The organism is Paraburkholderia sp. BR10923 (assembly GCF_040948765.1).
Classification (GTDB): domain Bacteria; phylum Pseudomonadota; class Gammaproteobacteria; order Burkholderiales; family Burkholderiaceae; genus Paraburkholderia; species Paraburkholderia youngii.
On record NZ_JBFPKO010000110.1, the window covers coordinates 1 to 1,812 of the forward strand.

The 1,812-nt window shown below is 54.6% G+C and carries 2 rRNA genes; both read left to right on the top strand.

The annotated features are described in order from the left end of the window. Nucleotides 1-1,472, top strand: a 23S ribosomal RNA gene (locus AB3X94_RS41565); the annotation flags it as partial. A 202-nt stretch (nt 1,473-1,674) separates the two neighbouring features. Next, nucleotides 1,675-1,788, top strand: a 5S ribosomal RNA gene (gene rrf, locus AB3X94_RS41570). Nucleotides 1,789-1,812 lie beyond the last annotated feature (24 nt).

Consider the following 1,812-nt stretch of genomic DNA (forward strand, 5'->3'; position numbering starts at 1 on the left):
GATGGGGGGACGGATCGCGGAAGGTTGTCCGGGTGTTGGAAGTCCCGGTCGCTGCATTGGAGAGGGTGCCTTGGCAAATCCGGGCACAGGACTCAAGGGTGTGGCGCGAGCTTCTTCGGAAGCGAAGCAACTGGAAGGGGTTCCAGGAAAAGCCTCTAAGCTTCAGTTTCACAGTGACCGTACCGCAAACCGACACAGGTGGGCGAGATGAGTATTCTAAGGCGCTTGAGAGAACTCGGGAGAAGGAACTCGGCAAATTGGTACCGTAACTTCGGGATAAGGTACGCCCTGGTAGCTTGACTGGCCTGCGCCAGGAGGGTGAAGGGGTTGCAATAAACTGGTGGCTGCGACTGTTTAATAAAAACACAGCACTCTGCAAACACGAAAGTGGACGTATAGGGTGTGACGCCTGCCCGGTGCCGGAAGATTAAATGATGGGGTGCAAGCTCCTGATTGAAGTCCCGGTAAACGGCGGCCGTAACTATAACGGTCCTAAGGTAGCGAAATTCCTTGTCGGGTAAGTTCCGACCTGCACGAATGGCGTAACGATGGCCACACTGTCTCCTCCCGAGACTCAGCGAAGTTGAAGTGTTTGTGATGATGCAATCTCCCCGCGGCTAGACGGAAAGACCCCATGAACCTTTACTGTAGCTTTGCATTGGACTTTGAACCGGTCTGTGTAGGATAGGTGGGAGGCTGTGAAGCGTGAACGCCAGTTTGCGTGGAGCCGTCCTTGAAATACCACCCTGATCTGTTTGAGGTTCTAACCTTGGTCCGTGATCCGGATCGGGGACAGTGCATGGTAGGCAGTTTGACTGGGGCGGTCTCCTCCCAAAGTGTAACGGAGGAGTACGAAGGTACGCTAGGTACGGTCGGAAATCGTGCTGATAGTGCAATGGCATAAGCGTGCTTGACTGTGAGACTGACAAGTCGAACAGGTGCGAAAGCAGGTCATAGTGATCCGGTGGTTCTGTATGGAAGGGCCATCGCTCAACGGATAAAAGGTACTCTGGGGATAACAGGCTGATACCGCCCAAGAGTTCATATCGACGGCGGTGTTTGGCACCTCGATGTCGGCTCATCTCATCCTGGGGCTGTAGCCGGTCCCAAGGGTATGGCTGTTCGCCATTTAAAGAGGTACGTGAGCTGGGTTTAAAACGTCGTGAGACAGTTTGGTCCCTATCTGCCGTGGGCGCTGGATATTTGAAGGGGGCTGCTCCTAGTACGAGAGGACCGGAGTGGACGAACCTCTGGTGTACCGGTTGTCACGCCAGTGGCATCGCCGGGTAGCTATGTTCGGAAGAGATAACCGCTGAAAGCATCTAAGCGGGAAACTCGCCTTAAGATGAGATATCCCCGGGGCTTCGAGCCCCTTGAAGGGTCGTTCAAGACCAGGACGTTGATAGGTCAGGTGTGCACGTACAGTAATGTACTGAGCTAACTGATACTAATTGCCCGTAAGGCTTGATCCTATAACAGGTGTGTCTCGACAACCGTTAGCGCTTTAGCGCTTACGGGTGTCCGATCCCCGAAGGGGATGAAGACATGCAGTTTGAGATCAGTGTTGTGCCAGCAACAACACAACCCCAAACACACGAATCCTTTACGCTTCTTCCCGATTGGCTGTGGCGCCGGGTTGAGCCCAACCCGACAGCGACGCAGCAACCCGTCATGCCTGATGACCATAGCGAGTCGGTCCCACCCCTTCCCATCCCGAACAGGACCGTGAAACGACTCCACGCCGATGATAGTGCGGATTGCCCGTGTGAAAGTAGGTAATCGTCAGGCTCCCCCAAAGCCAGAAACCCCACC